4 protein-coding genes are annotated in these 3,032 nt (G+C 73.4%); all 4 read right to left on the bottom strand.

What is annotated here, in order from left to right:
• Nucleotides 1-1,054 (bottom strand): aminoglycoside phosphotransferase family protein (locus G3I42_RS00785; RefSeq protein WP_164281927.1); only part of this gene is annotated, 1,054 nt, incomplete at its 3' end.
• 122 nt (nucleotides 1,055-1,176) lie between these two features.
• A complete protein-coding gene (locus G3I42_RS00780; protein ID WP_164281926.1) occupies nucleotides 1,177-1,812 on the bottom strand; it encodes a nucleotidyl transferase AbiEii/AbiGii toxin family protein in 636 nt (211 codons plus the stop codon).
• A complete protein-coding gene (locus G3I42_RS00775; RefSeq protein WP_203606180.1) occupies nucleotides 1,812-2,135 on the bottom strand; it encodes a hypothetical protein in 324 nt (107 codons plus the stop codon). The genes G3I42_RS00780 and G3I42_RS00775 overlap by 1 nt, the downstream gene beginning before the upstream one ends.
• Before the next feature lie 71 nt (nucleotides 2,136-2,206).
• Nucleotides 2,207-3,032: hypothetical protein (locus G3I42_RS00770; protein ID WP_164281925.1), on the bottom strand; the 826-nt coding region annotated here is incomplete at its 5' end.

Here is a 3,032-nt window from a genome sequence, read left to right as displayed (position 1 = left end):
CGCGGCGGCCGGCCTGCTCGCGCGGTACGCGGCGGCGGACGGGGGCGCGGGCGGCGCACTGGACGTGGCGGCGCTGGGCGCGGCTCCCGGCACGGGGTGACGAACGGGGCGGCCCCGTCCACGTGGTGCCGGCGCCCTCGGTCAGCCTCGTGCCGCGTGCTCGTCGAGCACCGCCCGTACGATCCGCGAGCAGTCCCCCCCGTACGGGGTCGCCTTCCCGTGGGCGCTCCGTCAGGACGAGGAGCGCCTTCCACGGGGCGCAGCCGCGCGCTCGTGCCCACGTGTCCTCGTCCATCGCCGCCGTCTCGCGGAAGGCTGCGCGGGCCGGGCCCTCGAACATGTTCCAGGCGGGGACGAGGTCGCAGGCCGGGTCGCCGACGCCCGAGGTGCCGAAGTCGATGACGGCGGCGAGTTCGCCCTCGCGCAGGAGGAGGTTGCCGGGGGCCAGGTCACCGTGGAACCAGCCGGGGCGACCCGTGAAGGGCGCGGCGAGCGCGGCGTCCCAGACCTCGGCCGCGGCGCGGGTGTCCACGACGCCTCCGAGCGCCGCGAGGCAGGCGCGGGTCTCCTCGTCGTAGTGCGCGGGTGAGGCGCCCCGGTACCAGCTGTGCTCCCCGGCGGCGGGCCCGCCGACCGGTGCCGCCCACAACGCGCGGGCGAAGAGGGCGAGTTCACGAGCCAGGTCGGTACGGGAGCGGAGCTCGGCGCTCCCTACGGTCTCGCCATCGAGCCAGCGCCGTACCGACCACGGATACGGGTAACCCTCGCCCGGCTCCCCCTGCCCGAGCACCTGCGGCACGGGCAGCGGCAGGTGCGGGGCGAGGCGCGGCAGCCAGGTGTTCTCCTTGGCGACGGCGGGCGCGTAGCCGGGCCCGGTGAGCAGCCGCACGGTGAGCGCGTCGCCGAGCCGGTACGTCCGGTTGTCCCAGCCCTCCACCGGCACGGGCGCGAGCGGCAGACCGGCCCACTGCGGGAACTGCGCGGCGAGCAGGCGATGGACGAGCGGGGCATCGATACCGGCGCGGCCGTCCCGGGGCGTGGGAGCGGGGGTCATGCGGCGATCGTCGGCCCCGGCCCCGTACCGCCGCAACGGGATTTCGCCGCGCGGGCACTCCGCGGCGGTGTGCCGTGCAGCGTTGTTCGGGGCTCGTCGCTCACGCGCCGTCCGCCCCGGCCTCAGAGCTGTCGCCGCCAGTCTTCGAACTGTGCGCGGATGCCGTCGACGCGGTTCTGGTCCACGCCGTACACCAGGAACTGCCGGTCACTGAATCGGGCGACACCAGCCAGCATCTGGGCCAGGACGGCTCTGTCGAAACCCGCATCCCGCTGGGCCGCGAGTCCGATCAGCTCCTCCCGGGAGTACCCGGCCCGAATGAGGGCGTCGACATCGATGAAGTCACGCGCCTCAGCCCGGGAGAACAGGGCTTCCATCTTGCCCGCCGCCACATCGTCCCGATGCAGCACCGGTCCCCATTCGGAGTCCACGGGCGAGCGTCTGAGGAATTCCGCGACCAGTTCGATCTTGGTCTCCTGCCCGCTCACCGGGTCCGAGACCATGAGCCGGACATAGGTGTCCGCCTGCTGGAGAATTTCCACGTCGTATCCGTTGTCGCCCAGAACGGCCACGATCCGCTCCGTGGCTGCGGGCATCTCTCCTCGACGCTCGAACGGAGCGAACAGGTCCACATCGTCGCTGAGCCGCTGAACGATGCGATGGGCCTGAACGGCGTACCCACCGGCCAGCGCGAACCCGAAGTCGCCGCCCAGTGCTTCCAGGCCCAGACGGATCAGCCTCAGGTGCAGATCGTGCACTACGCCGCTGCCGATCGCTGAGCCGCCAGTTCGGGGAAACGGCGCTCCCACAGCGTCCTCAGCGGGGCAGGCAGTACAAGCCGGCCCCACAGCCGCCGCAACATAGTGCCGTCGAGATGCGCCCGCAGATCCTCCCGCGAGCGGGCCTCACGCAGAACCCGCTCGTACATCACCGCGAGATCGCTCGCCTCCGCAAGCTCGTACTCGTACGCGGGTCCCCAGTCGATGTGCCGCGGCAGCCGAACGGCGCCTTCCGTGGGGCCCTCCAGCTCCTCCAGCGACTCCGGCAGCACGTACAGCCGCGCCTCCGCATACCTGCTCATGGCACCAGCATGCCCTATTTCGCCGGTCATCGGCGCCGTACTCACGGCGTCCGGGTCCTGCCCCGCCCCCCTCACCCGCCCCCCACGCCTATCCGCCGCACCCCCCGTGCCGTGCCCGTCACGTCCGCCAGGAAGCTCGGGGCGCGGGGGGAGGCGTGGGGGGTGAGCCAGGTGGGGTCGATGTCGCAGACCGCGACGCGGACGCCCGTGCCGGTCAGGGCGAGGGGGAGGGTGTGGACGACCGTGGAGGGGAAGCTGAGAATCGTCGCGCCGATCGGGCCGCGGCGGGCGATGAGTTCGAGGGGGAGGTCGGGGCGGACGATCTGGAGGCCCGTCTCGACGGCGAGGCGGTGGAGCTTGGTGGTGTTCTCCCTGCGGTGCGCGAAGTAGCGGACGGCGCCGTGGTGGCGTACGAGCGCGTCGACCGCCGCCACGTAGTGGTCCTCGGCGACCACGCCCGTCTCGACGAGCGAGGTGCCGACGAGGTCGGCGCCCGCGCGTACCGCAGGGGGGCCGAAGGCCGTACGGGTCCACGCGAAGTCGTGCGTCGTGACGGTGACGCCCTCGGGGACGCCCTCGACGGGCATGCACGTGAACAGGGCGACCTGGCGCCCCGGACCCGGCGTGAGCTTGCGCCGCGCCGTGCGCGCGAAGGGCGCGAAGGCCAGTTCGCGGGGGCCGCCGCGCCCGCCCCGGTGCCAGCGCACGAGGGGTTCGCCGCGCGCGAGCAGCGCGATGAACTCCATCGTCGCGGTCCCGTCGTCGACCACGACCAGCTCCCGCGCGCGGGCGAGCGTGAGCAGCAGTTGCACGTACCGCGAGAACGGGTCGCCGATGACGATCCGCCGCGCGCCCCGCAGCAGCGGCGCGAGCCCCCGCACCGTGTGCACGGGCGCC

Origin of the sequence: Streptomyces sp. SID11385 (assembly GCF_010548245.1) — a bacterium.
Taxonomy (GTDB): domain Bacteria; phylum Actinomycetota; class Actinomycetes; order Streptomycetales; family Streptomycetaceae; genus Streptomyces.
Note: the sequence above shows the minus strand (reverse complement) of the source record. Positions and strands in the feature narration are given on the sequence as shown.